This window comes from Desulfuromonadaceae bacterium (assembly GCA_019429445.1).
Lineage (GTDB): Bacteria > Desulfobacterota > Desulfuromonadia > Desulfuromonadales > JAHYIW01 > JAHYIW01.
In genome coordinates, this window is record JAHYIW010000002.1 from 115125 (window position 1) to 137993 (window position 22869).

The 22869-nt window shown below is 54.9% G+C and carries 24 protein-coding genes; 3 read left to right on the forward strand and 21 right to left on the reverse strand.

Features of this window, described 5'->3' with window-relative positions; all coding sequences use genetic code 11:
• Nucleotides 1–15: 15 nt before the first annotated feature.
• The 3 genes from K0A93_01305 to ndk form a co-directional block, all read right to left on the reverse strand.
• Complete coding sequence (locus K0A93_01305; protein ID MBW6510739.1) at nucleotides 16–1131, reverse strand: hypothetical protein; 1116 nt, start codon at nucleotides 1129–1131, stop codon at nucleotides 16–18.
• A gap of 5 nt (nucleotides 1132–1136) precedes the next feature.
• On the reverse strand, nucleotides 1137–2567 hold the full coding sequence (locus K0A93_01310; GenBank protein MBW6510740.1) for an MBOAT family protein: 1431 nt from the start codon (nucleotides 2565–2567) through the stop codon (nucleotides 1137–1139).
• A gap of 78 nt (nucleotides 2568–2645) precedes the next feature.
• Nucleotides 2646–3059, reverse strand: a complete 414-nt coding sequence (ndk, locus tag K0A93_01315; protein ID MBW6510741.1) for a nucleoside-diphosphate kinase — start codon at nucleotides 3057–3059, stop codon at nucleotides 2646–2648.
• A gap of 150 nt (nucleotides 3060–3209) precedes the next feature.
• On the opposite strand from ndk, the gene K0A93_01320 reads away from it, so the two are divergent.
• A complete protein-coding gene (locus tag K0A93_01320; protein MBW6510742.1) occupies nucleotides 3210–4172 on the forward strand; it encodes a L,D-transpeptidase in 963 nt (320 codons plus the stop codon).
• A gap of 83 nt (nucleotides 4173–4255) precedes the next feature.
• Here K0A93_01320 and K0A93_01325 read toward each other — a convergent pair whose 3' ends face one another.
• The 10 genes from K0A93_01325 to K0A93_01370 all read right to left on the reverse strand — a co-directional run bounded on the left by K0A93_01325 (nucleotide 4256) and on the right by K0A93_01370 (nucleotide 11002).
• A complete protein-coding gene (locus tag K0A93_01325) occupies nucleotides 4256–4600 on the reverse strand; it encodes a hypothetical protein (GenBank protein ID MBW6510743.1) in 345 nt (114 codons plus the stop codon).
• Nucleotides 4601–4719: 119 nt separating this feature from the next.
• On the reverse strand, nucleotides 4720–5136 hold the full coding sequence (locus K0A93_01330) for a hypothetical protein (GenBank protein ID MBW6510744.1): 417 nt from the start codon (nucleotides 5134–5136) through the stop codon (nucleotides 4720–4722).
• A gap of 101 nt (nucleotides 5137–5237) precedes the next feature.
• Nucleotides 5238–5531: a helix-turn-helix domain-containing protein gene (locus K0A93_01335; GenBank protein MBW6510745.1), complete on the reverse strand. Its 294-nt coding sequence runs from the start codon at nucleotides 5529–5531 to the stop codon at nucleotides 5238–5240.
• A complete protein-coding gene (locus K0A93_01340; protein MBW6510746.1) occupies nucleotides 5528–5884 on the reverse strand; it encodes a type II toxin-antitoxin system RelE/ParE family toxin in 357 nt (118 codons plus the stop codon). Before K0A93_01340 ends, K0A93_01335 begins: the two co-directional genes overlap by 4 nt.
• Nucleotides 5885–6666: 782 nt before the next feature.
• Entirely contained in the window at nucleotides 6667–7260 is a 594-nt protein-coding gene (locus tag K0A93_01345; protein MBW6510747.1) for an XTP/dITP diphosphatase, read from the reverse strand.
• 4 nt (nucleotides 7261–7264) lie between these two features.
• On the reverse strand, nucleotides 7265–7993 hold the full coding sequence (gene rph / locus K0A93_01350; GenBank protein ID MBW6510748.1) for a ribonuclease PH: 729 nt from the start codon (nucleotides 7991–7993) through the stop codon (nucleotides 7265–7267).
• A complete protein-coding gene (locus K0A93_01355) occupies nucleotides 7993–9072 on the reverse strand; it encodes an N-acetylmuramoyl-L-alanine amidase (GenBank protein MBW6510749.1) in 1080 nt (359 codons plus the stop codon). Before K0A93_01355 ends, rph begins: the two co-directional genes overlap by 1 nt.
• Nucleotides 9073–9125: 53 nt before the next feature.
• A complete protein-coding gene (locus tag K0A93_01360) occupies nucleotides 9126–10196 on the reverse strand; it encodes a DHH family phosphoesterase (protein MBW6510750.1) in 1071 nt (356 codons plus the stop codon).
• Nucleotides 10196–10660 carry a TIGR00725 family protein gene (locus K0A93_01365; GenBank protein MBW6510751.1) on the reverse strand — a complete coding sequence of 155 codons (465 nt, stop codon included), beginning with the start codon at nucleotides 10658–10660 and terminating at the stop codon, nucleotides 10196–10198. The genes K0A93_01360 and K0A93_01365 overlap by 1 nt, the downstream gene beginning before the upstream one ends.
• A 123-nt stretch (nucleotides 10661–10783) precedes the next feature.
• Nucleotides 10784–11002 carry a 4-oxalocrotonate tautomerase family protein gene (locus tag K0A93_01370; protein ID MBW6510752.1) on the reverse strand — a complete coding sequence of 73 codons (219 nt, stop codon included), beginning with the start codon at nucleotides 11000–11002 and terminating at the stop codon, nucleotides 10784–10786.
• A 348-nt stretch (nucleotides 11003–11350) separates the two neighbouring features.
• Between K0A93_01370 and K0A93_01375 the strand changes: the two genes are divergently transcribed.
• A complete protein-coding gene (locus K0A93_01375) occupies nucleotides 11351–11794 on the forward strand; it encodes a DUF4019 domain-containing protein (protein ID MBW6510753.1) in 444 nt (147 codons plus the stop codon).
• A gap of 193 nt (nucleotides 11795–11987) precedes the next feature.
• Here K0A93_01375 and K0A93_01380 read toward each other — a convergent pair whose 3' ends face one another.
• Entirely contained in the window at nucleotides 11988–12776 is a 789-nt protein-coding gene (locus K0A93_01380; GenBank protein ID MBW6510754.1) for a methyltransferase domain-containing protein, read from the reverse strand.
• Nucleotides 12777–13198: 422 nt separating this feature from the next.
• Here K0A93_01380 and K0A93_01385 point away from each other — a divergent pair, with 422 nt between their 5' ends.
• Complete coding sequence (locus K0A93_01385) at nucleotides 13199–14191, forward strand: permease (GenBank protein MBW6510755.1); 993 nt, start codon at nucleotides 13199–13201, stop codon at nucleotides 14189–14191.
• 402 nt (nucleotides 14192–14593) lie between these two features.
• On the opposite strand, the gene selD is transcribed toward K0A93_01385, so the two are convergent.
• The 7 genes from selD to K0A93_01420 all read right to left on the reverse strand — a co-directional run bounded on the left by selD (nucleotide 14594) and on the right by K0A93_01420 (nucleotide 22665).
• Nucleotides 14594–15637 carry a selenide, water dikinase SelD gene (selD, locus tag K0A93_01390; GenBank protein ID MBW6510756.1) on the reverse strand — a complete coding sequence of 348 codons (1044 nt, stop codon included), beginning with the start codon at nucleotides 15635–15637 and terminating at the stop codon, nucleotides 14594–14596.
• 33 nt (nucleotides 15638–15670) lie between these two features.
• On the reverse strand, nucleotides 15671–17575 hold the full coding sequence (gene selB, locus K0A93_01395; GenBank protein ID MBW6510757.1) for a selenocysteine-specific translation elongation factor: 1905 nt from the start codon (nucleotides 17573–17575) through the stop codon (nucleotides 15671–15673).
• Nucleotides 17572–18987 (reverse strand): L-seryl-tRNA(Sec) selenium transferase, encoded by a 1416-nt coding sequence (gene selA, locus K0A93_01400; GenBank protein ID MBW6510758.1) that lies wholly within the window; start codon nucleotides 18985–18987, stop codon nucleotides 17572–17574. Before selA ends, selB begins: the two co-directional genes overlap by 4 nt.
• 289 nt (nucleotides 18988–19276) lie before the next feature.
• Nucleotides 19277–19579 carry a metalloregulator ArsR/SmtB family transcription factor gene (locus K0A93_01405; GenBank protein MBW6510759.1) on the reverse strand — a complete coding sequence of 101 codons (303 nt, stop codon included), beginning with the start codon at nucleotides 19577–19579 and terminating at the stop codon, nucleotides 19277–19279.
• A gap of 99 nt (nucleotides 19580–19678) precedes the next feature.
• Nucleotides 19679–21334: a PAS domain-containing protein gene (locus tag K0A93_01410; GenBank protein ID MBW6510760.1), complete on the reverse strand. Its 1656-nt coding sequence runs from the start codon at nucleotides 21332–21334 to the stop codon at nucleotides 19679–19681.
• The gene (locus tag K0A93_01415; GenBank protein MBW6510761.1) at nucleotides 21327–21575 is read right to left on the reverse strand and encodes a sulfurtransferase TusA family protein; all 249 of its coding nucleotides are present in this window, start codon (nucleotides 21573–21575) and stop codon (nucleotides 21327–21329) included. The genes K0A93_01410 and K0A93_01415 overlap by 8 nt, the downstream gene beginning before the upstream one ends.
• Entirely contained in the window at nucleotides 21556–22665 is a 1110-nt protein-coding gene (locus K0A93_01420) for a YeeE/YedE family protein (GenBank protein ID MBW6510762.1), read from the reverse strand. The genes K0A93_01415 and K0A93_01420 overlap by 20 nt, the downstream gene beginning before the upstream one ends.
• Nucleotides 22666–22869: the final 204 nt, after the last annotated feature.

Sequence of the window (22869 nt, forward strand, 5' to 3'; positions counted from 1 at the left end):
GGTAAGGTGTAGAATTTATTTCTCAAAGCGAAACTGTTCAAAGATTGCCCTGGAAGCCTTCCAGCTCCAGTGGGTGTCGTCGATCCAATAGAGGTCTTTGACGCCGGTTTTCAGTTCCTGCCCCAGAATCGCATCGGTGTCGATGAGTTGATATACTTTCGGTTGCCAACGCAGGTGTTCAAAAAAAGCACTGCGGGAATAATGTTTTTCGCGTAAATAGGGGCGGTAGAGTGAGTATTTGTCGGGCACCGGCATAAATACCAGGCGGATATTGGTTTCTGCGAGGAGTGAAGCCAGACGGTTCAGATTTTCATTGATCCGGCGCACCGCGCGTTCGTCCAGGGCTTTTTGCTTGTCACGGTGTTTATCCAGGGCCTTGTCCAGAAACAGGAGCGCATCTCCATGGGCACCGCTGAAAAGAGAATGATCAAGCTCTTCCCGGTAAACATGTGAGATAAAGGCATTGCGAGAAAAGAAGTAACCGATTTTATACCAGAGCCACTTCAGATTGGCCGGGTTCAAAAAGTGGTTGCCCGGCAGGTCGAATGTGCCGGGGTCGGTATCGCTGCCAGCGGGCAGGGTGGTGCTGGCGAGCATATTGTTCAATTGCTCAGGGGGCAAACTTTTTCCCAGATCAGTGGTTGCGGCGAATTCATAAATATTTTGCTCGCTGCGTTGCAGGAGGATGTAACGGGGGTTGATGCGTTCAATAAAACCGCTGTTGACGAGGATCGCAATGCTTTCGAGTAAATTGTTGGCGCTATCAATTTTTAGCGGAAGGTTGAGCACGGCGAGGTTTTGCAAAGAGGCGATGTAGTCCTGGTAAAATCGGTTGGGGCCGTTACCGCCGCCCTGGGAAAACGAATCACCGATGGTCAGCACGTCAATTTTCTGCCCCGCATATTCGGCATAACGCAGATGTCTGCGCGGCAGGTCGATGGTATTGCGACGTGGTGCGGTGTGGTCATACAGATAGCCTGTTTGCGCCAGTTCTCCGATATAAACGCCCTCTTCGGGAGTCAGTAACTGACGGTTGAGCAGTCGCCACACAAGCAGATTGAACAGCAGTGCTCCGACAATAATCAGGATGGTGATCAGGCAAAAACGCTGATAAGAGAAATTACACGTCATTATCGTCAAAACCGCAGATAGAGGAATTCAGTCACGCGACTCAAATGGGCCAGACTGACAGTAATGACTGCCGCAATAAATAAAGTCCAGGCTAAATTCGGTCGCAAGCGTTCTTTGAGTTCCATGGAATTCGGGGCAAACAGCACAATCAAAAGGACGCAAAAGACCAGCGTTAAGGAGATTGGCGGAAAGGCATCCGGCATTCCGAAACCACTGGCTCCGATCATTCCGCGATACACCTTTAACGCATCATCCAGCGATAATGCCCGGAACAAGACCCAGGCGGCGTTCACAAAACCAAACGTCAGCAGCCATGCTGACCAGCGCGGCAACGGCGTTTTGCGCTTTTGCCAGAATCTGTGAACAATCGAGGCTGCCCCGTGGAGCATGCCCCAGATCATAAAAGTCCATCCCGCGCCGTGCCACACCCCGTAGAGGACAAACACCATGAAGATGGCCTGCACCGCACGGTAGTTTGTCCGCTGGTTGGGGTGCGGGATATTTTCTCGCAGCCTTGCGGATTCAGACCGACAACTGAGCGGGACGTACAGATAATCATACAACCAGCGTGACAGAGTTATGTGCCAGCGCCGCCAGAATTCCTGGATATTAAGCGCCTTGTAGGGGGAATTGAAGTTTTGCGGCAAGTTGATATTGAACATGCAGGCAGCACCGATAGCCATATCTGTGTAGCCGCTGAAATCAAAGTAGAGCTGAAGTGAATAACTGAGCGAGGTTACCCAGGCGTTGCCAAAATTGAGGACCGTCATCTGATCAAAGCCCTGGGTTGCCCAGACCCCGAAAGGATCGGCAATAACAACTTTTTTGAACAGTCCGATGAAGAAAATCAGTAGCCCGAGAGCAAGGTTGCGATAGTTGGGCAACACTGTCCGCAAACGTGCAAACTGCGGCATCATCTCGCCATGACGGACAATCGGCCCGGCAATCAACTGCGGAAAAAAGGTAACAAACAGACTGTAGTTGAGGAAGTTGCTTTCGCACGTTTGTTGATAATAGCGGTCAACCAGGTAGGCAATCTGCTGCAATGTAAAAAAACTGATCGCCAATGGCAGCGCCAGATGCAGCAGATCACAGGGGCTGACTGAATGTGCAGTGATCGGCGTGAGAAAAAAATTTGCGTACTTGAAATAGCCGAGGAGCAGAATATTTAACCCAATGCCGACACCTAACAGCGTGCGCCGGACTCTGCTTTGCTGTGCAGAACGGCCCAGCAGGATACCGCAAGTGAAGTTGACGCCGATTGACCCGGCCAGCAAGGGGACGTAGAACGGATTCCAGAAACCGTAGAAAAAGAGCGATGCCGTCAGTAACCAGTATTTCCCCAGTTTAACCAGATGCCTCTGGTTAAAGAAGAAATAAACCAGAAGCACGGTGGGCAAAAAGAAAAATATGTAAAGCGGCGAATTGAAAAGCATAAGGTCTCGTTTGAAAAAGAAAAATCCCATCGATAGTAACCGATGGGACTTGTTCCGGCAACAGTTTTTCGCGTCAGATCAGAGCAGTTCAAGTCCGTTGAAAAAATATCCCAATTCAAACGCGGCGGTTTCCGGCGCATCGGAACCGTGGGTCGCATTTTCACCGATCGACGTGCCGAATTCTTTACGCAACGTTCCGGTTGCTGCTTCGGCCGGGTTGGTGGCGCCCATCAGATCACGCCACTTGCGGATGGCATCCTTGGCTTCAAGTGCCATGACGATGCAAGGGCCACTGCTCATGAACTCGGTCAACTCGCCGAAGAACGGCCGCTCTTTATGGACGTAGTAGAACCCTTCGGCTTCCACCTTGCTCATATAGAGTTTTTTGAGTCCGACGACAGTGAATCCTTCGGCGTAGATGCGGGCGAGAATTTTCCCGGCATTACCCGCGGCGAATGCATCAGGTTTGATAATTGCGAATGTTCTTTCCATTGTTTATACCTCCAGTTAATAGTGTCGGTCTGTATGCCGCGTTCTTGTAGCACCGGGATCGATAAAAGTCAAGCGGTTGGCGACGCGTTTATCTCTGTGCCGGGCACGAAAAAATATCCATAATTTAAACAAATTTGTTATGCTACGCGCATGACAACACGGCATAAACTGTTTGTATTAATTCCCCTCCTCTTTAGTCTGTCGACCTCCAGCTTTGCTGCCGACCCGCGAACCCCGGAGAATGGATATCTGGTTAACGCTGCTCGCCTGCCGGAAATGATCGCGATTCACCGGGAACATCGGGTCATGAAGGATGAAACACTGATCGAGGTTGCACGGGTGGCGCGGATCGGTTTTGAGGCGATAAAGAACGCCAATCCCGATCTTGATGTCTGGCTTCCACCGACCGATAGCCCGGTCTTGCTGCCGTACGCGACCCTTTTACCAGGAGCTCCGGAAGCGGGGATTGTGGTGAATCTGGCGGAGTTCAAACTTTATTATTTGTGGACTGAAAATGAACGTTTGCGCGTCAAGTATTATCCTGTCGGCATCGGCATTGACGGTGCCGACAGCCCGGAGGGCCGTTATCAGGTCGATAAAAAAATACGTGATCCGCACTGGGCGGTACCGCCATCGATTCGTAAGGAACGCCCTGAGCTGGGGCGTGTTGTTACCCCCGGGCCGGATAATCCTTTGGGAAACTATTGGCTCGGTTTGACCAAAAAAGGATACGGCATCCATGGGACCAACGAGCCGTACGGGGTAGGTCGTCGGGTCAGTCATGGTTGTTTGCGTATGTACCCCGAGGACATTGAAGATTTATTCGGTCGGGTTGCGCTCGGCACACCGGTGCGAATAATCTACCAGCCAATCAAGGTTGGTGTTCGCAAAAGCGCTCTGTTTGTCGAAGCTCACCCGGATTTTCTCCAGCGGTTTGACGATCCCGCAGCTGAAGCACGACGGTTGATTGGCGACCTTGGCTGGCAAGAACCATTAAATGAAACAGCGTTGATCGAAACGATCTCCGCGGCGCGTGGGTTGCCCTATATGGTCGGACGACCATCCGACAATAGCCGGTGGACATTGCGATCGGCGTCCACCGCCAAGCACTAGCAAAAAGGTTGACGATGCAATAAAAAACCCGGCGATCGCCGGGTTTTTTATTGCATGATAAAGCGGAAGATTGTGGTAACCGGTTATTTGCGCAGCCCCATTTCAAAGACTTTTTCTGCCTTGACAGCGCTTTCCTGAGCCATTGTCGCGGTCGATGATGCCTGCATGGCGGCCTCTTCGGCACGTTGCGCGGCACTTGCGGCGCGGTCGGCAGCGGCTTGAGCGCGTGATGCCGCAACGTCGGTGCGGTTTGAGGTCGCTTGCGCCTCAGCAACGGCTGCTTGCGCCTGTGCGGACGCTGCTTGCGCCTGCTGCGCTGCTTCAATGGCCTGATTCATCAGTTCTCGATCAGTTGATTGAAGTTGTCCTGCACAACCGGCTATCAACAGTCCGGCTGCAAGCAGAAACAGAAAACTACGTAGTTTCATGTATCGTCCTCCTGAAAAAGGTTAGCGCCGCAAGGCGACAGACAACGTGCCCTATTCTACACTTGGCGGCCCGTTCTGACCAAGAAAAAAATATGATAAAACCCCTTGTTGCGAGTGCATCAATCGTGACGTGTTAAAAAACTGATTACCTGACGTAGCGCTGCACCCCGGTGGCTGATGCGATTTTTCGTTGCTAACGACAGCTCGGCCATCGTCTTGCTGTAGGCGGGGACAAAGTATAATGGATCGTAACCGAAACCACCGTCCCCCCGGGCATCATTCTGGATCCGCCCGGTGACCAGCCCGGAAAAGATTCGGCAGCTGTTGTCGGCCGGATCGAACAGGGCCATTCGGCACACAAAAGCGGCACTGCGTTGCTCAACCGGGACTGCCGCCAGTTCGGCAAGCAATTTGGCGTTATTGGCAGCGTCATCCGCAGCGGGACCGGCATAACGAGCGGAGTGAACTCCCGGACGGCCATCAAGGGCCGAACCGTCAGAGTAGTAGGTTGGGTTGAATGAAATGAAACCCAACATTTCCTGCTGTCCCCGGAACCCCTTGAGAAACGCATAATTTCATGGACGTCCCCCCCCCAGGCGCCTGGGTTGAATGAAATGAAACCCAACATTTCCTGCTGCTAACGGCGCGAATCCGCCAGTTCAATTTTCAGGCTTTTTCCTAAGGCTAGAGCCGCTTTTTCAAGGGTCTGGAGTGTGACGGAAACGTTGGTGGGATCAAGAAGTCTATCGAGGGCGGGCCGGCTCGTACGCATCTTTTCAGCCATTGCCGTCTTCGACAACTTTGCCTGCTTCATTTCTATTTCAATCTGATAGGCAATGACCCTTTTGATGGCCGCTGCTTCAGCGTCGGCCCTAAGTCCTTCTTCATCCAGGAAGTCATCGAAGCTGCTGCCAATGTGCTTGTTTTTCATTTTGAACCTCTCTTGTAAACACCAAGCCGCGTCCTCGCGGTCTTGAGCTCGTTTTGCGGGATTTCCTGGGACTTCTTGATGAAGCCGTGCAACAAAATCATGTGGTCGCCGTCAACGGTAAACAGTACCCTTGCGATCCGATCGGCCAGCCTGGTTCTGACTTCCCAGAGATCCCGCTCGATTTTCCTGATAAGCGGCATGCCCAGCGGCCAGCCGAGCTGTGCGGTTTTGATGTCCTCGCCAATTTGCCGCTTATCCTCGCGAGGCAATTCCTTCAGCCATTCCCTCACCGGCTCATGGCCGGCCTCCGAACGATAAAAAACGACTTTCAGGACAAAAGAAATATCAGTCATTTGAGTATAAATGTATCATTTTTGGTGCGAATGTCAATTGCTGTTTCATTGGGGCATAACGACTGAGCTGTGCGGCACGCGAAGCGTTTCCGCTCGGGCGATTGGTTCGACGAGAAAACATCTTCCAATCCAATGAAGTAGTAGGTTGGGTTGAATGAAATGAAACCCAACCTACGGGTCTGCTGCCCCGGTCCTTGGCGAATTTCAGGAAAAATTCTTTCTTGTGGCAGCGATGTGTGATGTGCCACACCTGCCCGGAATGTGATGACGATTTGCACGTGCCATTTAAAGGTTCATTTTTGACGACGAAAATGCGCGTCTAAGGGCGAAAATGCGGGAGTTCTTATCGATTAACCTTTGCATTTCAGATAATTGACTTGGTCCGACCCCAGGCGCCAGGCGGAATAAGCAATATGGAAACACGAAAAATGCGCACAAAAACCTCCCTTGGCGATTGAATGTCACAGAATGGGGGGATTGTGCTCGGTCGGGAAGGCTGAAAAACAAAACAACCGGCGGATGTCAGTGTTGTTGCCGATCGTTACAGTTTATGGCTGGTGTGGCGCGACCCGTTTCCTCCATCTCGTCCCCGCAGGTGCGCCCGAGGCGCTTGTCACTTTGGTCTTTCGATTTTGTCAGCGCGTTTCATTGCAATCTTTTGCTCTGCGGTCAATCGATTTTTGAGCTTTAGCGCGTGTACCAAATAAAAAAACTCCGGGGACATCCATGTTTATCTAGAAAAAACAAGATGGAACACCACCAAAGACCTTGTTGCGAGGGCATCAATCGTGATGTGTTAAAAAACTGATTACCTGACGTAGTGCTGCACCCCGGTGGCTGATGCGATTTTTCGTTGCTAACGACAGCTCGGCCATCGTCTTGCCGTATGCGGGGACGAAGAATAATGGATCGTAACCGAAACCACCGTCCCCCCGGGCATCATTCTGGATTCGCCCGGAGACCAGCCCGGAAAAGATTCGGCAGCTGTTGTCGTCTGGATCGAACAGGGCCATGCAGCACACAAAAGCGGCACTGCGTTGCTCAACCGGGACTGCCGCCAGTTCGGCAAGCAATTTGGCGTTATTGGCAGCGTCATCCGCAGCGGGTCCGGCATAACGAGCGGAGTGAACTCCCGGGCGGCCATCAAGGGCCGCAACCGTCAGTCCCGAGTCGTCAGCCAGGGTGAGCAAACCGGTAAGGCGGGCAACGGTTTCGGCTTTCAGCCGCGCATTATCCTCAAACGTCGCGCCGGTTTCTTCAATCTCACCAATCTGTGGAAAGCGGTCAAGTCCGACGACCTCAATTCCAAAGGGGGCCAACAGGCTGTAAATTTCCTTGAGCTTTCCTTGATTGCGCGTTGCTACGACCAACTTCATGGCACTATTCCAAGGCTTCTTGCTGCAGGATTGCCAACGTTTGACAGCCGCGCATGGCAAGCTCGCGCATTTTTTCGAGATCTGCTGCCGTGAACGGCTTTTCTTCGGCGGTGCCTTGTATCTCAACAAAATTTCCGGCGCCAGTAATGACAAAATTCATATCAACATCAGCGGTAGAATCCTCGGTGTAGTTCAGGTCCAGCAACGGAACCCCCTTGACCATACCGACACTGATTGCGGCGACACTGTCAAGTAATGGCGATTTGATCAGCTCACCACGACGCATCAGCGTACCAATGGCATCACACAGCGCGATGTAGGCACCGCTAATCGATGCTGTCCGGGTGCCGCCGTCAGCTTGCAGAACATCGCAATCGATCTGAATCGTCCGCTCCCCCAGTGCGTCAAGATCGGTAATCGCGCGCAGCGAGCGACCGATCAGGCGTTGAATCTCATGCGTCCGTCCGCCAATCTTGCCCCGCGTCGCTTCCCGTGGTGAGCGGCTGTGAGTCGCACGGGGAAGCATCGAATATTCGGCCGTCACCCAGCCACGCCCGGAACCGCGCATAAATGGCGGGACGTGATCTTCGACCGAAGCAGTGCAGAGCACTTTTGTGCCGCCGCAGGTGATGAGAACCGAGCCTTCTGCATAACAGGTAAAGTTGCGGTTAAAGGTGATCGGACGCAGGGCGTCGGGGGGGCGTTGGTCGATGCGGGTCGGGATCTGTGTCATCAAGGGGACTCCGAGGTGGTATGGATATAAGTGTCGAGACCGGAATAGAGTGCGGCAACCATTTTGTCGCGTTCCTCCGGCGTGGTCAGCGTGGTTGCGTCTTTCGGGTTGGTAAGATAGCCGAGTTCAATGAGGACTGTCGGCAGGTCGCCGCGACCGAGCGGCACAAGCGGTGCGGAATGCACCTCATTGACATCAAATCCGGCGCGAAGCAAGGCACTCCTTAGCTCCCGCGCCAGTCTCAAGCTCTCGCTGAGGTCATCCCCCCCCATCTTTTCGGAACGTTCATCCGGGCGGACAAAGAGGTCAATGCCGTGCGTGCGTGCGTCAAATGCTGCCTGGGCGTGGAAGATCAGAAAGACGTCAACATCGGTGCGTTGGGCCGGTTTGGCGCGCTCTTCCGCAGCGGGGGCGTAATCATCATCGCGGCTTAAATAGACCGGGATGCCGAGTTTCATTTTTGTCAGTCGGGCAAGACGAGCTGCCATCGCCAGGGTCATGTCTTTTTCTTTGACCCCGGCGGCGTTGAGCGTGCCGGGATCGTTCCCGCCATGACCGGGATCAATCGCCAGCGCGCGCATCCGGGGCCGATCCGGGGAAGAATCCTTACGCGACAAAAACGAAAAAAAACCTTCCAGCGTTGCTTCTTTCGAGGTTGCGTCAGCTGTGTGCGGATTGAGATTGCGATAGTAGAGGGGATAACCGAGTAGCAGTGGCAGCTGGGTAGTGACGAACTCCTCAGACACACGGAGCTTGCCGTCGATAAAGCGTGGCTTGTGCTCCAGTGGAATGAAGCGCTCGCCGAAGCGCACATAGTTGCTGCCGGGGGAAATGGTAGCCTTACCGTCGCGCAGAGTCAGTCGGTAGACATGCTCCGTTGAATCCCATTTGCCACTGAGTCCCAGAATCTTTTCCACCTCGTCGATCGGCAGATAAGAAATCCCCTGCTGCTGGTAGACTTCCTCGATCACTACCGGGGGTTCTCCCGGTGGAGCCAACTCAACAACGGCCACAACCCCGGTGGGGGTCGATGCCAAAAAGAGCAGTGTAAATAAAAAGTTTTGCAGCGCATGGTACATCGCATTTATCCTTCTACCGCTTCGACCGGTTGTCAGTGCTCCGGTTTTATACGTCACTCTTCGCTATCTGTCAACGCGTCAGCTCCGTGGTCATCCGCGAGCAAGCGCACCGCCACGACGACGGGGCGTTCAAGGATTTCCAGCAGCCGCTTCGCAAAAAGTTCGAGTAGCTCATCCAGGTTCACATCATCGGCAAGATGTTTGATCTGCCCGCCGGCAGTCATACCATGACCGCCGCCACTGCCGTAACCGTCGATCGTACGACGCATCAGACGCCCGGCGTAAAGATCGTAACTGGCGACCCGCAGTGACAAAATTCCTTCATGCTGGTAACGACCCATGGCAAGAACACTATCCACGCCCTCTACACGCAACAGAAAATCAGCCATTTCCGCGACAATGTCGGGGTTGTTGATCTGGCCGAGGTTGCAGGTCAATAATGAATTGTACAGCTGCGCCTTGTCCAGCGCCCGGTGAAAAAGATGAAAATACGAGCGCGGCAGTGACGGGTGGGTAATCCGGTAGAGGATCTGGTTGTTGGCCAGGTGGAGCAGATTCAGGTAGGCCGCTCGATCTGATGGCGACCATTCGCGACCGAGATCCTGGGTTTCCGTTTTGATGGCGTAAAAAAGGATTGTCGCCAGTTTGGTGCCGATGTAAACCTTGCTGGCGAGCAGATATTCATAAAGGATCGTTGCACAGGCACCGTAATCTTCGCGAATATCCTGCCAGCGGCAAAGATCGACGGACGGCTGCCGGGGATGATGGTCGATAACAATATCGACCTTGCGGTCGGCGGGGAAAGAGTTATTGCCAGCCCCCGGCTGAGTATCGACCAGGCAGGTAATCGCATAATCGTCAAAATTGATTCGATCTATCGGGACAGTACAGATTTCCAGTTCCCGAACCATGGTGCGGTTCTCGCCGCGACCGATAATGCCGCCAAAAGTGATGGTTGCTTCCTGCCTGGTTTCGCAGCTGAATATCTGCTGCAGAGCGTACGCCGAAGCCAACGCGTCAGGATCGGGATTATCATGCGTCACGATCAAAATTCGCCCTTTGCCGCGCACCCAATCGATGATGGCCGTCGCTGTTGCGCTGGAACTGGCCGAGTCAATAGGCATCAGAAGTCTTTCGCAACAGCGGTGAGAACAGCAGTGACAGCCTCCGCCGGAGAGGCGACGGTCAACAGACCGGCAACGTGATGTTGACAGTTGAGCGCGAAGACCGGCTTGTTGAGTTTCAAGCCGATGGCAATTTCGGAGAGGGTGCCGAGTTCACCCTCAATGGCGATGAGTGCCTGGGCGCTGTGGGCGATAATGATATTGCGTGCGTGCCCCATGTTGGTTGCTATCGGGTAGGTGATAAAGGGATTGGCGGCGGCAACGTCAGCTCCGGGAAGGATGCCGAGAACCGTTCCGCCCGCCTGCGTACAGCCGCGCGCAGCAGCGGTCATGATGCCACCGAGACCGCCGCAGACAATTGCACAATTATGTTCGGCGAGCAGAGCCCCGACCTGCTCGGCAAGTTCACACCCCTTAAGCGACGCATGCGCCGCGCCGATGATGCCGATAATCGGTTGTCGCATTAAACCTCCTCGTATCCGAATACGTTAATCTAGTCTGTCGATGGCCGGATATCAAGAGGTTTTGTCACCAGGTTGTTTCACCAGAGAAGGCTGCGTTGCCCCGCATGTCGAGGTTTGCAAAAGCTATTTGGGGGAAACGCCTGAATCCCCCCTGGCCCGCAACGTAGCAACCGGAAGACCGCGAATGCCCCAGTTTTCAGGGGGAATTTCTTCAATAACGACATGTGTCGAAGCGGGGTTCTTTTTTAAAATTTTGGTGAGCAGATCAGTAATTCCTTCGATTAATTGCGCTTTCTGCTCGGCACTGGCACCGGGGGTGATTTTGACGTTAACGAACGGCATGAGAGTTTCCTTTCCAGAGGGTTGAGTTTAGGGTCTGTAAAAAAATAACATGACCATCTTGCATCTCATCTTCCGGCCATCTTTGGTCGCAGCTCAATCACAAAATCCTCGATTTAGCCCTGCCAGGCCTGCGGTTTTGTTCAATCGCTGCAACCAAATCTGACCCAAATCTGAGCGCAATATTGGCCACTTTATTTTCCTACAGGCCCTGAGCAGTTTAACGCAATTTCTTCCCGGCCACAATTACCGACGCATATTCTGCCTCAGCAAATCGTTGCACTCAATGAATATTCCGCATACAATGCCGATTCAATTTCGTTGACTGGACGTAACATTCTGGAGGTTCCCTTGATTCCCAAGCAATTTCGTATTCATGCCGTTCTCGCTCTTGCCGTTCTGGTGATGATTCTTTTCCCGTTGTTGAGCAATAAACCTGAAGGGTATAAAGCTGAAGGAGCTACCGCTGCCGCAAGCGAGTTCCTTGCCCTGATCGATGCGGGTAAATTTGATCAAAGCTGGCAGGTATCTGCACAAGTGATGAAGGAGAAAATCACCCAGGCCGACTGGAACAAACATCTGGCCGCTTCGCGTCAGCGTACCGGGGCCATTGTTGCGCGGCAGGAACCGGATCTCAGCTATGCGACGATGGCCGCGGACAGCACCGCCAAGGGGGAGTATATCGTGCTCCTTTACTCCGCTGCCTTCGAGCGGGTAAAAGATCTTTCGGAGACGATCACAGTAATGCTTGAGGAGGATAAGGTCTGGCGCGTCGCCGGGTACTTCATCCAATAAATAGTCGTCCGCTGCAATCACATCAGGCCTGAACTTTCACCGGAAATTGTGCGGATTGCGCCTTTGGCGGGGGGCTTATTCCAGCAATTCCGCCATGATCGCCAACGCCGGCCAGCTGCTTACCATCGGCCACCATCTTAAACTCGATGGATTATTGTCTTGACCAAGGGGTCCACTAAATTTCGCCAACGCATTACTTTTTCCCTGGGCGGGTCGCGTAGATTAACAGTTTGCGATCGGTATAACTTTCAACTTCACCGGCAAATGTCTCAATTTGAAAGAAATCCTGAATTTTTATCGGTGCCTCAGCGAAGAACCGGTTAAGTTGCTGCGTCGCTTCACGCTTCATTCCCGCGCGTGCCGCCCATTCGGGAAAATCATGGGTTTTGGGAATGATCCGCGTTTCGTGCAGGATCAACCCCGAGTCATCGATCATTTTAATCCACTCATCTCGGGTGTAAGCGCGGATATGCGTCGGATCGCGCATCTTCTCCATCGTTTGATAGAACTCGACAATCTCGGGGTCCTCCGGCATCAGGGTGTCGATGATCACCATGCGTCCGTCACGTCGCAGTACGCGATGAAATTCTTTCAACGCGCGCGGCACATCGGGGAAGTGGTGCGGGGCAATGCGGCAGGTCAGTAATGTAAAAGCTCCGGCGGGGAAGGGCAGATCCTCGGCATCGGCCTCGCGAAAGGTAACGTTGTCGACGCCACCTTCCTCGGCAACATATTCCTGGGCTTTCTTGAGCATTTGCATGGTCAGGTCGGAGGCCACGACGTTGCGTACCAGTGGTGCGAAGAAGAGGGCCGTGTGTCCGCCACCGCAGGCGATGTCAAGGAGGTTGTCGTCCAACATCGGCTGCAACAGTTCGCGAGCGGCAAGCAAGTCATCACCGGTGGCAAAACCTTTATTGTGGATATAACTGTCAGCGGACTTACCGAACTGTTCACGGACTTTATCTTTAAAGCGCTCACCCATCAGTTGCTCCCTGGTTGTTTGATCAACACTCAATAAGCGATAAAAAGTTTTTTTGTTCAGGCAGTTGCTTTGCCTGACGAGGTGCGTCAGTAATTCAGAACAGTATAGCAACCAAATAGAAAAATGTTTGTCAAAGTATGATGCCCTCGCAAAAAAGAATCCGCTGGCGACACCGTCAAGTATGGCCCTTTTATTTTGAAAGGGCAAGAAAGATGGCGTCGCAAAAAGTCCGCCCTACTACGTTTCGCTGGTTTTTCAAGACCTCGACCTGCCTGATGTCGACATGGTATAGCCCTTGCTAATTTGCGACCAGTCGGCCAGCGTGTTGAATAAATGACGCTGTTTTGTTGATCGGTTGGGCGAAAAATTGTCTGGCAGATGCTTCGCACGACAAATATTAATCACATGAGGTCTCATATTTCATGGAATCTGTACTCAGCATGTTGACTGAACTTGGCGCGGAACTGCTACGCGAGTTTTTGTATATCCTCCCTTATCTGGCGTTTGGCGTGTTTCTCGAAGCCATCATCCGGACACTCAAATGGCATGTCAAGATTCGCACAGCGTTAACCCGCTACGGGATGCTGGCGATACCCTTGGCGGCATTGCTCGGGGTGGCCAGCCCGCTCTGTGCGTGTGCGACCCTGCCGCTGGTCATCTCGCTCCTGGTGGGGGGCTTGCCCCTCGCTCCAGCCATGGCGTTGCTGGTGACGTCACCGCTGATGAGTCCGGCATCGTTTACGATGCTCTCCGGCATGCTCGGGGGGGAGTGGGCGGTAACCGTGGCCGTTTGCGCGGTAACTCTTGGCCTTTTCGCCGGTTATGTCACGCACTTTCTCGGTCGCTACGGGTTCTCCACCGAAGTTGTTTTTCGTCAGGAACTCCCCAAGGGGAACTTTCATGATCCCGCCTATCCGGTGGAAGAGCTGCGCTGTGATTGTGGACAGCAACTCTCGCATCGCGTCGATCGCTGCACCCATAACAAGTTTTTGGTCTTTGGCGCGCGGTTCTGGGAAGGCAGCCTCAAAATCGGCAAGTTTGTACTGATCGGTCTGGTGATTGAGGTGGTGGCGATGAAGTTTATCCCCAATGGCTGGATTACCGGGCTGCTTGAGGGGGAGGGGATTGCACCGATTTTTACCCTGACGTTGGCAGCGATACCGCTGCATCTGCCGCAGGTCACCGCCGCTTCCATGTTATACGGTTTCTACCTCCCCGATCCGGGGCAAACAATCCCTCTTGCGGTCGGGCCGGGAATTGCGATGCTGGTCGGTGGCCCGGTGACGGCGTTGCCGGTGATGGCGGTCTTTATCTCGATGTTCAAACCACGGGTTCTGGCTTTGTATATCACCCTCTGTGTCGGGGGAACGATTTCACTGGCGTTGTTATGGCGTCTGGTGTCGCCACTGGTGTGATGACGTAGTCCTGAATTGATGATTTTTTCACCACGAAGTACACGAAGCTCACGAAGAAAAAACCTCTCTTAACAGGGATGAACAGGATGGAAGGGATAACGGCAATAATCAAAGCGACTATTTTTTGTTTTATCCCCCTTATCCCCTGAATCCCTGTTAAGTTGCATTGTAACTATTCACCTACCCGTCCAAGGGTCGTCATCCCCGAAGGATCCTGTCGGGGATCCAGACTTTCAACCCTGAAAAATCTGGATTCCGGCTAAAATCATGCCGGAATGACGCTGTAGGAGTCGCCTTCAGGCGCGATGATTCGCGGCTAAAGCCGCTCCTACAGAAGAGCTGAACAGTTAAGTTGCATTTAGCTCTGCTTTTCTTCGTGGTCTTCGTGTCCTGGTGAAAAAATCATCCCATCGAGATTTTCAACCGCCCCGGTGCCGCGTTCGTAACTGCGCCGATGCTCCAGCAGCCGGTCTCTCTCGCCGTCAACTCAGCACATAATGCCGCGACGTTCTCCGGCGCAACCGCGATCAGCAAGCCGCCGGAGGTTTGCGGGTCGCTGATGATGTCGAGGATATCGGGCGCGATGCGGTCGGCATCGATCACTTTCCCCAGATAGTAATCACGATTGTTGTAGCCACCCACCGGGATCATGCCGATCGCCGCCATCTCGCGGACCTGCGGATAGACCGGCAGCGCGGCACCGTTAAGCGTCAGGCCGACATTGCTGGCCAGAGCAAGTTCCAGTGCGTGGCCGAGGAGGCCGAAGCCGGTGATGTCGGTGCAGGCATGAACCCCGATTGTCAGCATCGCCTCGGCGGCGGCGCGGTTGAGGGTATTCATCCCGGCAATCGCGGCGCTGATGTCGGTTGCGGTGAGAATCTCCCCCTTGAGGGCTGTGGCGAGGATGCCGGTGCCGAGCGGCTTGGTGAGAATCAGCTGGTCTCCCGGTTGCGCCCCGATCGTTGAAATCAGCTGGGCCGGGTTGACCAGTCCGGTCACCGCCAGCCCGTACTTCGGTTCGTCATCCTCGACCGTATGCCCACCGACGATGGTGGCCCCGGCCTCATGGCAGGCATCCGCCCCGCCGCGCAGAATCTCGACCAGAAGCGATCGGTCGAGGCACTTGGGAAAGCCGATCAGGTTGAGTGCGGTCAAGGGACGCGCGCCCATGGCGTAGAGGTCAGAAAGCGCATTGGCGGCGGCGATGCGCCCGAACAGATAAGGGTCATCGACAATCGGCGTGAAAAAATCGACCGATTGCACCAGCGCGAGGTCGGCGGCAATACGATAGACCCCGGCATCGGCGAAAGGGATCGCGGCACTGAGGAAATTTTCATCCGGATAATTCGGTAATTGACGCAGCACCTGCGCCAACGGCTCAGGCGCCAGTTTGGCGGCTCAACCGCTGGAGCGGGACAGGCTGGTCAGCTTGATATGATCTGCCACAGACTTCCTTTCATAAAAGTGTCGCTTGATGTATTAGTTCAACTGCCACGCTACGCGGACATCGTCTTGGCGCAAAGTGTACTTTAATTCATCGAAATGTTCCAGTAATGCCTGGGTCTGTTTGCGGGCGCTGCCGATCAGGTCGCGAAACTCTGCCAGGGTCAGGGTTTCATGCTGTGAAAAGTGCGCTCGCAGCTGGTTGAGCGCCTGCGCGTAGCTGTCACGATGGAGAAAACTTTCGGCGTTGAGCCGCACCAGCTCTCCCTGGGCAAAGAGGTAGCCGAACAGAGCGTCGCACCCGGCCAGCTCCAGTCCCAGACGTTCGAGCATCTCCTGACGATTCTTTGCCTGCATGCCGTCCTCCCGGTAAAGCTGTTCAATCCGGTCGATCTGTACCTGCTGGGCAGGCGTCGGTCGGGGCGTGAAGTCTGGAAGGGCAATAGTGCCGTTGACTTCACATAATCTGCCGCTTGCGGTCAGGTCATTGAGCAGTTGATCGAAACTTTTCGGCGCCAGCTGCCTGGGCAGCGAACTTTTCAAAGTTGCGCGGGGAATGCCAGTCAGGAGCGGTTGCTGGTGGTGAAATGCGGCGGTCACGTCATGCAGGCGGCGTTGCCAGGCGCGGTGCGTGGCAACGGTCAGCCATTGCTCACCGAGCTGGACGATGCGCTCCTGAGCGGCGAGCGCTTGCAGGTTTTCCTGAATGCGCTCCCGTCCCAGACCTGCGAGCTGTTCCAGTTCCTTGAGCTTGCAGCAGGTCGCCTGCTCGATTTTCTGGAGTAGAAAGGCTTTCTCGCCAGATTCCAGCTCCTGCAACGCGTGCAGGACGTCGGCACGGAAGCGGCGATGTTTGACCGGTCGCGAGTCGAGGATTTTACCCCCGCCGATAGTTGTCATCGGTGAGTAAGAACGGATGATGAAACGATCTTCGCGATGGGCGACCAGCGGTCGGTCCAGATGGATCTGCACAACGGCACTCTCCCCCGGTTGCAACTCATCACAATCGAGGAGGGCGACCAGTCCGACCACGTGGGCGGTGCCGAGATAAAAGTGCACCGGGTCGCGAAACTTCAGTGGCCGTGGCGCGTTGGCGAGCAAGGTCAGGCGGACATCGATGCGTTCGGTCTGTTCAAAAATACCGGGGGTGGCGGCGACCGCGCCGCGCTGCAACAGGGCGCGTTCAACGCCGGTCAGATTCAGGGCGGCGCGCTGTCCGGCGCGGGCGGCAGGAACTTTTTTGCCGTGGACCTGAACTTCCCTGACGCGGGTTTCGATCCCGCGGGGCAATAATTCCAGCGTGTCGCCAACCTGAACGGTACCGGCGAGCAGCGTTCCGGTAACGACAGTGCCGAAACCGGGGACGCTGAAATGGCGGTCAATCGGCAGCCGCAACGGCCCCTGATGATCTTTGATTGCCAGCGCCGCCGCTTCGGTTGCGATCTGAGTCTTGAGTTCCGCGATGCCGTCCCCCGTAATCGCCGAGACCCGCAGCAGTGGGGCGCCTTTCAAAAAGGTGGCAGCGACTTCTTCGCGCACTTCCTCTTCGACAATATCGATCCAGTCCTCTTCGGCGAGATCACATTTGGTCAGTACGATAATGCCGCGTTCGATGTCGAGCAGGTTGAGGATCTGCAGGTGTTCGCGGGTCTGCGGCATCACCCCTTCATTGACGTCGATCACCAGCAGCACCAGATCGATCCCGCCGATCCCGGCGAGCATGGTGCTGATGAAACGCTCATGACCAGGGACATCGACCACCCCGGCGAGGCTGCCATCCGGCAGGCGAAAGAGGGCGAATCCGAGTTCAATCGAAATGCCGCGTTCTTTTTCTTCGCGCAGGCGGTCAGTTTCAATCCCGGTCAGAGCGCGGATCAGCTCGGTCTTGCCGTGATCAACATGCCCGGCGGTACCGATGATCAGATGATTAACGGGACTCATTGCGCCGGGGACGGCAGCAATGCTGCGGCGAGAGATGTGACGAGGGCAGGTTCTTCGTCGGGGTGCAGGGTGCGCAGGTGGAGCAATAAGCGCTCGTCGCGGATACAGCCGATGACCGGGGGGGCGGTGTGGCGCAGACGTTTGGCGAGGGTGTCGACCGAGCAATCGGTCGGTGCCACGGCGACGGCGTAGCCGGGGAGTTCGGTCAGGGGCAGGGCGCCGCCACCGATGGCGGCGCTGGCGGCGATCGTATCGATTCGGGCAGTGGCACCAAGCGCTGCGGCCAGCTTGCCGGTGAGGATTGTGGCACGCCGGTGTAATTCCTCCTCCGGCGCGGTGAGCATCCGCAACGTCGGGATTTCGCGTGCGGCGCGGTCACGGTCGAGGTAAAGCGCCAACGTCGCTTCGAGTGCCGCCAGCGTCATTTTGTCGATGCGCAGGGCGCGCGCCAGCGGGTGCTGACGGATCTTGTCGAGCGCCCATTTCTGGCCGACGATAATCCCCGCCTGCGGGCCGCCGAAGAGTTTGTCGCCGCTACAGGTGACGACATCGAGTCCCGTCCTGACGGTGTCCGCGACCGTCGGTTCAGCGGGTAATCCGTAAGCACTGAGGTCAAAGAGCAGCCCGCTCCCCAGATCTTCCATCACCGGAACTTTGGCTTCGGCGCCGAGCTTGACCAGCTCTGCGCCGCTGACGGTGGCGGTGAAGCCGACGATGCGGTAGTTGCTGGTGTGAATCTTGAGCAGCAGTCCGGTTTCGGCGTTGAGGGCGTCCTGATAATCTTGCAGATGGGTTTTGTTGGTGGTGCCGATTTCACGCAAACGCACGCCGCTGGCGGCCATGACATCGGGAACCCGGAAGGAACCGCCGATCTCAATCAGTTCGCCGCGCGAGACCGGCGCTTCTTTCCCGTGTGCCAGCGCCGCCAGCGCCAGCAGCACGGCACCGGCGTTGTTGTTGACGACCGTCGCGGCTTCAGCCCCGGTGAGGCGACAGAGCAACGCCTCCACATGGCTGTAGCGGTGCCCACGATGGCCGCTGACCAGATCATATTCCAGATTTGAATAACTGCGCGAGATCGCGGTTGCCGCGTTGAGGGCGGCTTCGCACAGTGGTGCGCGACCGAGATTGGTATGGAGCAGGGTGCCGGTGGCGTTGATCAGCGGGCGCAACGAGGGGCGCATCTTCTGTTGCGCCAGTTGCGCCGCGCGGTGGGCGACGGCGGCAAAAGAAAGGTCGAGCGTCGCCGTCGGCGCGTCAAGGAGTTCGCGGCGCAGTTGCGCCACCGTTTCGCGGGCCGCCTCGGTCAGCAAGAGCGCCGGGCAGTCCTTTGCCAACTCGGTCAGAGGCGAGGTGGCGAGGAGCCGGTCGATGGCGGGAAGATCTTTTAACCGCTGCTGGGTCTGATTCATCGGTCGGGGCTTTCCGGGCTGGCAGGTTAAAGGCAACGCAATGACGGCGTGAAAGTATTCAGGAATTTACATGAAATGGTCGTGTTTTTCAAGCGCCGGTTCAGTGCTGGTTCAGTGTATGAATGTTTTTGATTTTTCCGGTTTCAGGAGAGCAGCTATGCGCGGGATTTATATCGAGGGAGATTTTTTGGCAGTTGACGACGCGGCAAGGCCATAGTTCGGCGATGCCGCTGAATGGGCGATCACCTGGACGGGATTCGATCCGCTCCTGTCGAGGGCTGTTGTTGAATCAGCACACGTTTTTAAGCGTGAACAGGGTACCGATAATGTCGCGTGTCTGATCACAGGTGACACGATAAAACACTTCGACGCCGTCGCGGTGTCCTTCAATGATACCTTTGTTTTTAAGTAGTGCCAGGTGCTGCGAAACCGTTGCCTGAGGGAGTTCCAGACATTCCCATATTTTTTTGACGTTGCAACTTTGTGACATCAACCCGGCCACAATTTTCAGCCTTACCGGATGACCGAGTACCTTGAGGATTTCCGCCTCGCGATCCAGATTGATTGTCTTGTCAAATTCGACTTCTGCCATGACATACCTCAATGATTATGATTATTCATATATAGCTAAAAGTTGATTATTGTCGAAAGACTAATTCCTGCCGGAAGGGGTTGTCAAGTGCAAATTATTTCAACAGGAAGTTTCCTTGGTAACCGGCAAGGTGAAGCAAACACAGGTGCCGATGCCAGGTTTGCTGGAGATGTTGATCGCTCCGCCATGTTCTTCGATAAAGTGTTTGACAATAGTCATCCCCAGTCCGGTGCCGCCGATTGAGGTGTGCAGTGCGCTGCCACGATAGAATTTATCAAAAACGCGCGCAACTTGCTCCTCCGTCATGCCGATCCCCTGGTCGTGGACGGCGATCTGGCATTGATCTTTGTCACCGGTGCAGACAATGCGAATCGTGCCGCCTGCGGGGGAATATTTTACCGCGTTGCCAAGGATATTTTCCAAAACCTGAATGATCGCTTCGGCGTCGACATCAAGGATCGGGTCGTCAGCAAGCTCGGTTACAAACTGATGCTGTGTGCTGTTTTTGGCAAAGCCGGGAATGGTGCGATCAAGCAGAAACTGCAACGGGGTGGGGGTTTTTTTCAGGGACAATTTCTCTCCCGCTTCGATGCGGCTGATATCGAGCAGGTTGTCGACCAGATGTGACAGGCTGTGTGCCTTGTCGTTGATCATGGTGAGAAATTCGCGTTGCTCGTCGCGGGAAAATTCATCATTGAGCATGAGTTCGGAAAAACCGATGATTGCCGTTAGCGGGGTGCGAAACTCATGTGCTGCGGTTGAAACGAATTCACTTTTCATACGCTCGATGGTCCGCTCCCGCGTGACATCGCGCAGGGCAATCACCGTCCCGCCCGATTGGGGGGTAGACCTTGGCAGCAGGGATATTTTTGTTGCCAGGACAGTTTCGTCCTTATCCGTACCGATGGAAATATCAACAGACCCCAAAGTTTTTCCTGAGTCAATCAGTTCAAGACAAGCAGGCCAGAGACGATTGTGGTCATCAAACAGCTGGTCCAGCGTTTTTCCCTGACTGCTAAGGGGGATGCGGAGGAGCTCGGCCGCCGCGTGATTCATCAACGCGATCCGACCGTCAAGGTCGGTCACCAGCAGACCATCACCCGACGCGGAAAAGATGGCCTTGATGCGTTCCTTGGTTTCACTGGTCGTTTCGAGCGCCTGGCGCAGTGCCTGCTCATTGCTGATGCGGGCGGTGATATCACTGTAAAGGATAATGACATGGGTTAATTGTTTATTTTGATGGTCGTGAATGGCTGTGCCAATGACTTCGTAGCAGCGCCCGTGCAAGGTGACTTCGTTGCGCTGTTCAACCTGGTCGTTGGCGAGGACGTTTTGCAGGACGCAGATTGGCGGGGGATCTTTTTCATCACAGACGATCTCATGACAAAAGGAGCCGATCAGGGGGAGACCGCCGGGGTTGAAAAATTCATTGACTTTATGGTTGCCGGCGACAATCCGGCCGCTCGGATCAACGACCATGATGGCTGCGCCGACCGCATTGAGAATCGCGTGGATCTCATCATGGGCCAGTATCAGTCGCTGATTTGTCTCTTCCAGGTGGGCGAGAATATGCTTGAACGATTCGCTGACGATGCCGATCGGGTCGAGTGATATCAGCGCTTCGTTATCAAGCTCGCCTGGATTAAGGGGCAAGGTGCCGATGGTGTCGAGCAGTTGATCAACTTTTGACCGGATATAGTGATAAGCCCGTTCTTCGGCAGGAGAGGGCTGCTGCGGTATAACAGGATTAGCCATTGTTGCCCTCGACCGTAATTTGATACGTATTGTCCATTTTGACCACTTCACAGTGCAAACCCATGTTGATCACCGCCTGCGGAACCGTGACCGTTGCGTGACGATTATCGGTAAGAAAAACAAGCACAACGCGGCGTTCCTTGAGTTCATTCTGGCGGAGGTTGATCTCCCGTAGTGCGGTCAGCAGTGTCGATGGGCAGACCTGCCCGCGTAAATCGAACTCACAGGTTGGAGTGTTCATGGGCAACTCCCTTCATGGGGACAGTGGCAGGCAGTACGAAGCGCGTCAGCAGCAGCCCGCCCAGCCAGGCACCAGGCAGCAGGCCGCCAAGGAAGAGCAGGCTTTGCAGCGCGAAGATCGGCAGCCCTCCCCACAGATGCCAGACATTGCAACCGGGAGTGATGCGCGAACCGAGGGCCATGATGATCCCGCCGCTAAAGGCTCCGAGCAATTGGCGTCGCGGCGGCCATGGCGTCAGCCGCCATTCGTTGAGGAGCAAGGCCGAAAACGCCGCCCCCCCGGTAATCCCGATCAGCAGCGGATATTGGATGGCGGCGATACCGTCGAACGCCGGGCCCGCTCCGCCGCGCAGATGAACCTTGCCGAGTGGCGCGATATAATCCAGCGGCAGTGCCTGGAAAAATGCCGTGGTTTCAACATGGGCGGGCCACAATAAATATTCCACCTGGGCGGCGACCTTGGCGTAGGCGGTGGTAATTCCTAACGGCATACCGGTCGCCATGACCGATACGATGCCGATCAGCGCCAGCAGCAACGCTGCCCGATACGGTGTCATATGTCCTGCGGGCAAGAGTGTTGGTGCTGTGGAGGAGGGTTGTTTGCGGCGATAAATAATGGTGAATGTTGCTGCTGTCAGTAGACCCAGGAAGATTTCTTCTGGCAGATGGAGTGCCTGCGGCAAGGTGATAATATCCGCTCGCCATGGTTGTGTCACCACCAGGCTTTTCCACCAGGGATGAATTTCTGCGTACAGGGCGCTGCCGCAAATCAGCCCGACCAGCGCCACGGCGGCCAGCTTGCTCCCCGCTCCAAGGCGGTAAAGGGTGCCAACGACACAGCTCCCGCACAAGACCATCCCGATGCCAAAGAGAATTCCGCCGATAACGTTTGCCGGGGCGGCAGCACCGAACAATGGATAAGGAACATCCGCGATCAAACCGCTGAGTCGACCCAGGTAGCTGGCCAGCGCAGTAACGGTGACCAGCAACAGCAGAGCTTGAAGCATCTTCACATGACGAAACAAAAAGAGATCACGAAATGCGCCGGTCATGCAAAAGTCGGCGCGGTGCATGACAAATCCGGACAAAATGCCCAAAATCAGCGTGATCAAAACGACGGGCCACATAAGATTAATCCCTCAGCCTTCGAATGATGAACATTCTCCAGTGCTTTGTAGCTTAAATTGAGTAAACTTGCAACTATTCTAACTTTGGCTACTCTCGCCTTGCGGCAGTGGAAAGAGCTCGACATTCATTGGCGCAGTGACTAGAATCGCCCAGGATTTTCTGATCAG